This is a genomic window from Lutibacter sp., assembly GCF_041562875.1.
Lineage (GTDB): Bacteria > Bacteroidota > Bacteroidia > Flavobacteriales > Flavobacteriaceae > Lutibacter.
This window is the reverse complement of sequence record NZ_JBFFOE010000148.1, coordinates 1-4,635: the sequence shown is the minus strand read 5'-3', so window position 1 is coordinate 4,635 and position 4,635 is coordinate 1. Positions and strand designations below refer to the sequence as shown.

The following is a 4,635-nucleotide window of genomic DNA, read 5'->3' as shown; positions in this document are numbered from 1 at the left end:
CGTAAATGATTATTTTAAAGTAGGATATTCGTATGATAGTTTAACCAATAATTTGAATAACTATAACAACGGTTCACATGAAATTAGCTTGGTATTTGATTTAGGAGTGAATGGAAAATACGCTTCAAAAAAGAGAACACCACTATTTTGGTAGTGAAATAATAGCAATCACATAAATAAAAGAGCAACGATTTTAAAATCGTTGCTCTTTTTATTTTAAGTTTTAAACTCAGCTAATATAAACTTGTTGGATATAATTATTAAAACAAATTACAATTTACTGGTTTACAGTTTGTTAAAATTAACAATTTGTTAATAAACAAAAGTTGCTTAGGGGATATTTTATAATACTATAAATAAAAATATGACAAATGTCATAATTTTATTTATATTCGCACAATTAACTAAACTATTTAAATTGTAATAAACCATGTCCCTATAGTTATGATACTAGGTTAAATAGCACATTTATTTTTCTGCTATAAAGAACAATACGCAACCCCTCAGCGTACAAATCCCTTCAATTAAATAATAAAAGAGTATTACTTACACTTTTTTTAGAGTGTAACCCTATTTTTAAATATAATTATTAACATTAACTAAAAACAAATGGTAAAAAAATTACTTATTTTATTGATGTACTTCACACTAGGTATTGTTACATCAACTGCTATTGTTGCACAAACAAACCTTGCTGCCGATGGCACAAGAGTGCAATGGGCACATACTATTCAAGTCTCAGGTTCAGGTATGCAATATGATTTACCTCAGCCTATTCACATTATCGCGCCTGCGGGCATGTCTATTTCAATTAGAAATACCATACCTAATTTAGGTGGAAGTCCTTTTATATATGATACAGGTTTAAATGAAATTACAGATTTACATGCGTATTTAGCGGGTATTGGGGATATGAATGGTAGAGGTTATGCCGGAATATTTTATATGACAAGTACTGGTCATGTATGGGATTATTGGACAAATGTTTATACCGTAAATGCGTATAGTATTTGTAAGGACATAACAGTGCCATTAGATGGAAATGGAAATGCAACAATTGCTGCAACTGATGTTTATGGAGGTAATAATCCTAATATAGGAGTCGTATCTTATAGTATTGATAAAAACACGTTTGACTGTTCAAGCATTGCAGGTGTAACGTTACCACCTGTAGTTGCGGTGCAACAATTAAGCATAAATGCTGGTGCTGGAGGGCCAACACAGTGGCAATCTTTTACTGCGCCTTTTACAGGACACATAAATAGTATTGATGTGAGACACGGTTTTCCAAATACGTCACAAAATACAATTATTAATTTAGAATTGTATGAAGGGGAAGGAACCGCTAATTTAATAGCAACGGCAACAAATACGAATCAAGGTATTTCAGGTTCTCAAGCATTTTATAATTATCAATTTAATGCAGTTCCAATAATTTCTGGCCAAAAATACACTTGGAGAATTTACTTTACAACAGCTCAAAATATTGGTTGGTTAAATTTAGACATTAGTAACCCTTATGCTGGTGGAAGAGGGAGTAATGATATAAATTGGGATTATGTTTTTAAAGTAAATGCTTCAGAGATAATACCTAATCAAGTAACACTTACAGTTACAGATCCTGCAGGAAACACAGATACATGTACTGCATCTGTTACAGTTGTAGATACTTTAGCACCAACATTAACAGCGGTGTCAGATCAAAATGAAAATGTAGATGCAATGTGTAGTTTTACAATTCCAGATTATACAGGGTTAACTACTGCTGCTGATAATTGTGGAACTGAAATGGTAACACAATCTCCATTAGCTGGAACTGTAATTAGTGGTAACGGTACAGTGCAAGCAATTACACTTTCTGTAAATGATGTGAATGGAAATACAAACAGTACTTCTTTTAATGTAACATTGGTAGATGCTATTGCACCTACAGTACTAACACAAGATATTACAGTACAATTAGATGCAAATGGAAATGCAACAATTACTCCAGCTCAAATAAACAATGGTTCAACAGATAATTGTACCTCTCCAATAGATTTAGTTTTAAGTTTAGATAAAACTTCGTTTAATTGCGCTGATGTTGGAAACACATCAGGTATTATTAGAGCAGCAGATAATAATGGAAATTATTACGATTTAAATATAACTACTGGTGAGGCTACTATAATAGGTACTATAAATGGAGGTTGTAATTCAGGCGTAAATGCTATTGCATATGATCCAATTTCAGGAAGAGCATTTGCACAGTCACCAAATGGCTGCTATGAATTCTTTGAATTTAACCCTGAAACAGGAGGAATGATAAATTCATTTAATACAAATGATGTTCCTGCAGCTTTAGAATTTGTAAACGGGGTTCTTTATGGTTCAGGTATTATATCAGGTGAATTACTTGTTATAAATATGGATACGGCCGAAATGACACCTATTGGGTCACATGATGGTAATGGATTATGGATGAATGGATTTGCTTACAATACAAACACAGGTACAATGTATGGTGTTAGAGGTGGAGGTGGCTTAACAGAATTATACACTATAAATCTCTCCACGGGAGAAGCGACTATAGTTGGTTCTTGTGGTGTAAGTTTAGGAAGTATTAATTTTGATTCCAACGGAAAATTGTATGGAGGAGGTGGCCAAATGCCAGCTAGAGGTAATATTTATGAAATAAATTTACTTACCGGTGAAGCTACATTGGTTGGTCCTACAGGTATTCCTGGTCCAGTTGTTGTAAATGCAATGATGACTTATGATTCTTTATCTAATGCTTCCTCTGGTGTTACAGTAACCTTAACCGTTACAGATGAAAATGGAAATAGCAATACTGCAACGGCTATTATTACGGTAGAAGATAACATTTTACCAACAGTACTAACACAAGATATTACAGTACAATTAGATGAAGAAGGATTGGCAACAATTACACCAGCACAAATAGACAATTCATCCACTGACAATTGTAGTATAGCAACTTATAGTTTAGATATTACAAATTTCTCTTGTGAAGATACGGGAGATAACACAGTTACTTTAACAGTAACCGATGTAAATGGAAATAGCAATACAGCAACAGCAATTGTTACTGTTGAAGATAATAGTGCTCCTACCATTATTTGCGCTGAAAATATTTCAATAAATAATGATCTTGGAGTATGTGGAGCAAATGTAACTGTACCACAACCAATTGTAAGTGATAACTGTTCAATTTCTGGTTCAACTTCATTAGCTTTTGATGGATCTAATGATTATGTTAATGGACCAAATGATGTAGTTCCAGTAACAGGTGAATACACCATATCCGTTTGGGCAAAAGAAGCTAATGACCATCCAAGTGAATTTAGAAATATATTTGCACAAGGACGAAGTTTATATTTAGGATATAGTAATACTGGTATTATTAGATTAGGTGATTCTTGGGAAGATACAGGTGTTGCTTTTCCAACAGATAATCAATGGCATCATTATACAGTAGTTAGAAAAACGAACGATACAGAATTATATATTGATGGTATTTTGATAGCTTCAAAAGGAAGTGCTATTCCTTCACCAGGTGTAAATGGTACTTGGCCTCATAATTTTGTGGTAGGTTCTCAATGGGATGGAGGAAGTGAAGTATTTGATGGTCAAATAGATGAAATTCAGATATGGAATACTAGTTTAACCGAAGCGCAAATTACTTCTAATATGAGTCAACGTTTATTAGGAACTGAGGCTAATTTAGTTGCTTATTATAATTTTGAAGACGGAACAGGAAGTGCTATTTTAACCGATGTGGTTTCAAGTAATAATGGTACACTTACAAATATGGATGTGAACGCTGCTTGGGTTGCTTCACCATATCCTATAAGTGCAATAAATTTAACTAATAATTTCACAAATAATTTTAGTGCATCAACTATATATCCTGTTGGAGAAACAACAGTTATTTGGACAGCAACTGATGCTTCAGGAAATGTAGCTACTTGCTTACAAACTGTTACAGTTAATGATACAGAAGCTCCTACAGTATTAACACAAAGCATTACAGTACAATTAAATGCAGATGGATTGGCAACAATTACACCTGCACAAATAGACAATGTTTCAACAGATAATTGTGAGATTGATAGTTACGCGTTGGATGTTTACACCTTTGATTGTAGCAATGTAGGAGAAAACACCGTTACCTTAACAGTAACAGATATTTATGGGAATAGTGATTCTTCAACAGCAATAGTTACGGTTGAAGACAATGTAGCTCCAAATGTTGTTACAGTAGCACCATTTACCTTACAGTTAGATGAAGAAGGAAGTACAATAACCATTACAGCAGAAGATATAGAAAACGGAAGTACAGATGCTTGTGGTATTGAAAGCTATGCGTTGGATGTTGACACCTTTGATTGTAGTAATGTTGGTGAGAACACTGTTACTTTATTGGTAACTGATATTCATGGAAATGTAGGAACAGCTACTACAGTAGTGACTATTGAAGACACTGTTGCACCTGTTGTAATTACACAAAATGTAACGGTTGAATTGAATAGCAGAGGCGAAGCATTTATTGATGTAAATGATATAAACAATGGAAGTTTTGACAATTGTAGTATTGCTACTATGAGTTTAGACAGAACTGCTTTTGAATGTTCT

2 protein-coding genes are annotated in these 4,635 nt (G+C 33.5%); both read left to right on the top strand.

Annotated features, from left to right (window positions below):
* Positions 1–154: type IX secretion system membrane protein PorP/SprF (locus ABY863_RS12895; protein WP_372795326.1), on the top strand; the 154-nt coding region annotated here is incomplete at its 5' end.
* Positions 155–609: 455 nt separating this feature from the next.
* Positions 610–4,635 (top strand): LamG-like jellyroll fold domain-containing protein (locus tag ABY863_RS12890; protein ID WP_372795481.1); only part of this gene is annotated, 4,026 nt, incomplete at its 3' end.